This window comes from Actinomadura logoneensis (assembly GCF_003428695.1).
GTDB classification, from domain to species: domain Bacteria; phylum Actinomycetota; class Actinomycetes; order Streptosporangiales; family Streptosporangiaceae; genus Spirillospora; species Spirillospora logoneensis.
On the sequence record NZ_QURH01000166.1, the window covers coordinates 1 to 3,477 of the forward strand.

General features: G+C 74.4%; 3 protein-coding genes and 1 pseudogene. 3 read left to right on the plus strand and 1 reads right to left on the minus strand.

Annotated elements, in window-relative coordinates:
* The first annotated feature begins 156 nt into the window (after positions 1-156).
* The 3 genes from prcB (at position 157) to polX (ending at position 2,858) form a co-directional block, all read left to right on the plus strand.
* The gene (gene prcB / locus DZF91_RS08620; protein WP_117356954.1) at positions 157-996 is read left to right on the plus strand and encodes a proteasome subunit beta; all 840 of its coding nucleotides are present in this window, start codon (positions 157-159) and stop codon (positions 994-996) included.
* A gap of 99 nt (positions 997-1,095) precedes the next feature.
* Positions 1,096-1,419 (plus strand): helix-hairpin-helix domain-containing protein, encoded by a 324-nt coding sequence (locus DZF91_RS41905; protein WP_235834170.1) that lies wholly within the window; start codon positions 1,096-1,098, stop codon positions 1,417-1,419.
* A complete protein-coding gene (gene polX / locus DZF91_RS08625) occupies positions 1,338-2,858 on the plus strand; it encodes a DNA polymerase/3'-5' exonuclease PolX (RefSeq protein ID WP_235834171.1) in 1,521 nt (506 codons plus the stop codon). The genes DZF91_RS41905 and polX overlap by 82 nt, the downstream gene beginning before the upstream one ends.
* Before the next feature lie 134 nt (positions 2,859-2,992).
* Here the strand turns inward: polX and DZF91_RS39590 are convergent.
* Positions 2,993-3,477, minus strand: a pseudogene (locus DZF91_RS39590) (COX15/CtaA family protein); the annotation flags it as partial.

Here is a 3,477-nt window from a genome sequence, read left to right on the forward strand (position 1 = left end):
CCGCCGCCCCCCGGCCCGCCGCCCTCGGCCGCTGTTCCGGCCGCCGGTCCTGACCCGCCGCCCGGCGGCGGGCGGGATGTGGCGGGTGGCGCGGTAGCGTGCAAGGATCGATCACGGGACGGACCCGGCGTCCCGACGAGAGCGAGAGGAGCCGCCGTGACCGGCCTGAACGACGAGCAGGGACTGCCGCCCGAGTTCTTCGAGGCGGGGCAGGCGTCGTTCGTGGACTTCCTGCGCGCGCACTCGCCCGAGCTGCTGCCGGTGAACCGGACGCCCGAGGCCGCGCGCCCCCTGGACCTCCCGCACGGCACCACGGTGCTCGCCCTGACCTTCCCCGGCGGGGTGCTGATGGCGGGCGACCGCCGCGCCACCCAGGGGCACCAGATCGCCTACCGGGAGCTGAACAAGGTCCAGCGCGGCGACGACCACTGCGCGGTCGCGTTCGCCGGGACGGTCGGGCTGGCGATGGAGATGGTCCGGCTGTTCCAGGTCGAGCTGGAGCACTACGAGAAGATGGAGACCGTCCCGCTGTCGCTGCCCGGCAAGGCGCGGCGGCTCGGCGCGGTCGTCCAGGCGAACCTGGGGCAGGCGCTGCAGGGCCTCGCGGTCGTGCCGCTGCTGGCCGGCTGGGACCTCGAGGCCGGCACCGGCCGCATCTACTCCTACGACATCACCGGCGCGCCGACCGAGGTCCGGCGGTACCACGCCGACGGCTCCGGATCCCCGTACGCCGCGGGCGCGCTGAAGAAGCTGTACCGGGACGACCTGACCGAGGACGAGGCCGCCGTGGCGGCCGTCCAGGCCCTGTACGACGCCGCCGACGACGACTCGGCGACGGGCGGCCCGGACCTGTCGCGCCGCATCTACCCGTCGCTGGCCGTGGTCACCGCCGACGGCTTCCGCGCCTACTCCGACGAGCGCTCCGGGGAGATCGCCCAGGCCGTCGTCCGCGAGCGCGCCGAGCGCCCCGACGGCCCGGTCGCCCCGCTGCGCTGACCGGTGCCACGCGGCCGTTCGGCGCCGTGTGGTGTGGACGGTGGGTCCTGGGTGGACGGCGTCCGCCGTTCTGTCGTAGGCGCCTCGTAGGCTGCCGGTATGGCACGCGCGAACGAGGAGGCCGCCGAGCTGCTGCGGGAGCTCGCCGACCTGCTGTCCATCACCGGCGGTGACGCCTTCAAGATCCGGGCCTACGAGAAGGCCGCCCGGGCGGTCGAGGGCTTCCCGGAGGACGTCTCCGGGCTCGACCTCCCCGGCCGGGCTTCCCGGAGGACGTCTCCGGGCTCGACCTCCCCGGCCTGCGGAAGATCCCGACGGTCGGCGAGGCGATCGCCAAGAAGCTGCTCGACTTCAACCGGACCGGCACCATCCGGCAGGTGGAGGACCTGCGCGCCCAGATCCCCGCCGGGGTGCGGGCGCTGACCGAGATCCCCTCGCTCGGCCCGAAGCGCGCCTACCAGCTGTACGACGAGCTGGGCGTCTCCTCGGTCGCCGAGCTGTCCGAGGCGATCGCCGCCGACCGGCTCAAGGGCCTGAAGGGCTTCGGCCCCAAGTCCGCGGAGAACCTCCGGCACGGCATCGAGCTGCTCGGCCAGACCCGCGACCGCGCCCCCGTGGACGCCGCCGCCCAGCTCGCCGACGACGTCGTCGCCGCCCTGTCGGAGGTGCCCGGCGTCGAGCGGTGCCGGTACACCGGGTCGCTGCGGCGGATGCGCGAGACCATCGGCGACGTGGACGTGCTGGCCGCCGCCGCCGACCCGCGGCCGGTCATGGAGGCGTTCCGGGCGCTGCCGTTCGTCACCGAGATCATCGGAAGCGGCGACAAGAAGACCTCCGTGCGCACCTCGCGCGGCCTCCAGATCGACCTGCGGGTCGTCCCGCCGGAGTCGTGGGGCGCGGCGCTGCAGTACTTCACCGGCTCCCAGGCCCACAACATCCGCACCCGCGAGATCGCCGTGCGGGCCGGGCTGAAGCTGTCGGAGTACGGGCTGTTCGACGTCGAGTCCGGCGAGCTGGTGGTGTCGGAGACCGAGGAGGAGGTGTACCGGCGGCTCGGCCTGCCGTGGATCCCGCCCACCCTGCGCGAGGACACCGGCGAGATCGAGGCCGCGCAGTCGGACGAGCTGCCCCGGCTCGTCCAGGTGGAGGACCTGCGCGGCGACCTGCACACCCACACCGACCTCACCGACGGCGTGGCGTCCCTGGAGGAGATGGTCGCCGCCGCCGCCGAGCGCGGCCTGGAGTACTACGCGGTCACCGACCACGCGCCCGACCTGGTCATGCAGCGGATGACGGACGAGAAGATGCTCGCCCAGCGCGAGCGCATCCGCGAGCTGCAGAAGGAGTACCCCGGCCTCACGATCCTGCACGGCACCGAGCTGAACATCGGCCCGGACGGCTCGGTCGACTGGGACGCCGACTTCCTCGCCGGTTTCGACGTGTGCGTGGCGTCCGTCCACTCGCACTTCACGCAGAGCCGCGAGGAGGTGACCCGCCGCCTGGTCACCGCGTGCGAGAACCCGCACGTCAACGTGATCGGCCACCCGACCGCCCGGTCGCTCGGCCGGCGCGCCCCGATCGACGCCGACTGGGACGAGGTGTTCCGCGCCGCCGCCCGCACCGGCACGGCGATGGAGGTCAACTCCTTCCCCGACCGCCTCGACCTGCCCGCCGACCTGGCCCGCCGGGCGCTGCGGCTCGGCGTCCGGTTCGCGATCGACACCGACGCGCACTCGGTCGGCGACATGCGCAACATCCGGTTCTCGGTCGGCACCGCCCAGCGCGCCTGGCTCACGCCCGACGACGTGATCAACACCTGGCCGCTCCCCCGCCTGCGCGAGTTCCTGGCCAAGAAGGGCTAGCCACCGGAGAAGCCCGGCCGCCGGCCGGACCGCCTTCCCGAGGGACCACCCGCTGACGAGAAGCAAGCCGTAGGCCCTGCCCGGACGTCCGGGCAGGGCCTACGGCTTCTGGCTGTGGCGGCGAGACGCCCGGATCAGGCGGGCTGGGGCGCCGTGCGGGAGGACGGCGCGGGGGCCGAGGTCTCGGCGGCGGGCATGGGGCCGCGGTCGCGGGTCGCGAACAGGAGGCTCAGGGCCGTGATCCAGACCAGGACCGAGCCGAGCATGTGGAGCACGACCAGCGGGCCCGGGACGCCCATGAAGTACTGGATGTAGCCGAGCGCCCCCTGGGCCAGCTCCAGCCCGACCAGGACCATCACGCGGCGGCGGTAGGCGGCCGGAGCGCCGGTGCGGAAGGCCACCACCAGCGCCAGCACGGTCAGGCCCACGGTGAGCCAGGCGAGGCCGCTGTGGACGCGGGTGACGTCCTCGATCTCGAAACCCCAGCGGCGGGCCTTGTCGTCGCCCGCGTGCGGGCCGGTGCCGGTGACGACCGTCCCGGCGACCAGGACCGCCGCGGCGGCGGCGGCCAGCAGCGCCGAGACCCGGCGCAGCGGGGGCCCGACGACCCGGCGCGGCG